This is a genomic window from Undibacterium sp. SXout7W (assembly GCF_049339385.1).
Lineage (GTDB): Bacteria > Pseudomonadota > Gammaproteobacteria > Burkholderiales > Burkholderiaceae_D > Undibacterium.
Window position 1 is genome coordinate 1 of sequence record NZ_JBMPPF010000189.1, and the last position, 255, is coordinate 255.

Below are 255 nucleotides of genomic sequence, written 5' to 3' on the forward strand. Positions count from 1 at the left end.
GCGCCTTTGACCGCTTACCGGACAGAGAGGGTCTGGCGTACTGGATTGCGCAGGAGAAAACCGGTGTGATGTTAAAAGACGTCAGTAGTGCGTTCGTGGCTGGACTTGAGTTCCAGAGCACCTATGGAACATTGAATGACGGGGACTTTGTGGACAGGATGTATCAGAATATCCTGCACAGGCCGGCAGATGCGGCGGGTAAGACGTACTGGCAGGGGCAGCTGGGGCAGGGATTAAGCCGGGGCAATATGCTGG

At 56.1% G+C, this 255-nt stretch carries 1 protein-coding gene; it reads left to right on the plus strand.

Annotation, left to right across the window (positions count from 1 at the left end; translation table 11 throughout):
• A partial coding sequence (locus ACO0LB_RS21050) for a DUF4214 domain-containing protein (protein WP_423052707.1) occupies window positions 1–255 on the plus strand: 255 nt, incomplete at both ends.